Origin of the sequence: Halomonas sp. ATBC28, from assembly GCF_005937175.1 — a bacterium.
In the GTDB taxonomy this organism is placed as follows: Bacteria; Pseudomonadota; Gammaproteobacteria; order Pseudomonadales; family Halomonadaceae; genus Vreelandella; species Vreelandella titanicae.
The window spans coordinates 1-388 of record NZ_VCQL01000208.1 but is presented as its reverse complement, the minus strand read 5'-3'; the positions used below and the strand labels follow the sequence as shown (position 1 = coordinate 388).

The 388-nt window shown below is 55.4% G+C and carries 1 protein-coding gene; it reads left to right on the top strand.

The window, feature by feature from the left end; genetic code table 11:
* On the top strand, positions 1–388 hold a 388-nt coding region (gene ogt / locus E0L35_RS26085; RefSeq protein ID WP_138801774.1), incomplete at both ends, for a methylated-DNA--[protein]-cysteine S-methyltransferase.

Here is a 388-nt window from a genome sequence, read left to right as displayed (position 1 = left end):
TGGGAAGAGTACAGCGAACGCATGGTGCAGCTGCTGGACATCCATTATCGCAAAGAAGGCTATGAGCGCATTTCTGCCACCAACCCAGGTGGTTTAAGCGACAAGCTGCGTGAATATTTTGCCGGTAATCTTAGCATTATTGATACGCTTCCCACTGCCACGGGGGGGACGCCATTTCAGCGCGAAGTCTGGAAAACACTGCGCACTATCCCCTGCGGGCAGGTAATGCATTATGGCCAACTGGCTGAACAATTAGGCCGCCCTGGCGCGGCGCGTGCCGTTGGTGCGGCAAACGGATCGAATCCCATCAGCATCGTCGTACCTTGCCATCGGGTTATTGGCCGAAACGGCACCATGACCGGATATGCAGGCGGAGTTCAGCGAAAAG